The sequence below is a fragment of the Dyadobacter sp. LHD-138 genome (genome assembly GCF_030929615.1).
Classification (GTDB): Bacteria; Bacteroidota; Bacteroidia; order Cytophagales; family Spirosomataceae; genus Dyadobacter.
On the sequence record NZ_JAVFVU010000111.1, the window covers coordinates 1 to 1017 of the forward strand.

1 protein-coding gene is annotated in these 1017 nt (G+C 40.5%); it reads left to right on the plus strand.

Translation table 11 applies throughout. The features are described from left to right. On the plus strand, positions 1-1017 hold a 1017-nt coding region (locus RB622_RS30140; RefSeq protein WP_308050559.1), incomplete at both ends, for a transposase.

Sequence of the window (1017 nt, forward strand, 5' to 3'; positions counted from 1 at the left end):
GTACCAAGATTGAAGCCAATGCTAACCGCTATACTTTTGTTTGGCGAAAAGCGATTGCGACCAATAAGGAGAAGATGAAACAGCAGTTGAAGCACATCTGGGAATATGCCCAAAGCGTTGCCGCAAAAGAGGATGAGCTGCCTGATCCACCAGACTTTACCACTATTAACACAGAAAAAATACAGTCTACCGTAGACAAGCTCAATGAAGTGCTTGCTAAAAAGAAAGATATTGACAAAAAGACAAAGAATAAACTGAATTATATAACCAGACATTATCCTGCCAACATTGCCAGGTACGAAATGCAGGAAGCTATTCTGGAAGACCGTAACAGCTACAGCAAGACAGACACTGATGCCACTTTCATGAGAATGAAGGAAGACCATATGCGTAACGGACAATTAAAGCCTGCATACAATGTTCAAATATCCAGTTCCAATCAATATATCGTCAATTATACCGTACATCCCACTCCAACAGATACGACCACATTAACTGATCACATTGCCCAACATGAAGAGAGCTTCAAAAGTACACCCGCAGTTGTTACGGCAGATGCAGGTTATGGCTCACAAGAAAATTACACCTTACTTGAAAGCAAAGAAATAACAGCCTATGTGAAGTATGGCATGTTTGATAAACAGCAAAACAAGAATTACCAAGCTAAAAAACCTTTTAGCGCAGACAAGCTTTTTTATAACCCGAAGAAGGATTGCTACATCTGTCCAATAGGCCAGCAAATGCATTATATCGGTGATATCAAAAATAAAACCAGCACAGGGTTTGAACAAACACTAAGAAGGTATCGGGCTCAGAACTGCTATAACTGTCCGCTAAACGGAGCATGTCACAAATCCAAAGGGAACAGGATTATCCAGGTGAACGTTGAATTAGAACGACAGAAGAAAAAAGCCCAGGAGCTGCTCAATAGTCCGGAAGGAATTCAGAGACGAAAGAAAAGATGTTTTGATGTTGAACCCGTTTTTGCTAGTATTAAAAGCAACCACGGGTTTAAAC